The following is a 216-nucleotide window of genomic DNA, read 5'->3' as shown; positions in this document are numbered from 1 at the left end:
GCATTCACGCTCTCAATCGCGTTGGTCGTGTAGATCACGCGGCGCACCTCGGGCGGGAAGGCAAAGAACGGTATGACCTTGTCCCAGACCCTGCGCCAGGCGCCCACGACAGTGGGGAACTTCTGGCCCCAGGGCCCGGCTTCAAACGCAGTCAGCTCGGCCTCAGCGGCCTCGGCGCTCACCGCCGTGTAGATCGGCTTGATGGCCGTGGCCAGG

Annotated in this window: 1 protein-coding gene; it reads right to left on the bottom strand. The window is 66.2% G+C overall.

Annotated features, from left to right (window positions below; all coding sequences use genetic code 11):
* Window positions 1-216: transposase (locus ACYZGB_RS23035; RefSeq protein ID WP_462391310.1), on the bottom strand; the 216-nt coding region annotated here is incomplete at both ends.

It is taken from the genome of Acidovorax sp. Q11 (assembly GCF_054950075.1).
This window is presented reverse-complemented; position numbering and strand designations above follow the sequence as displayed.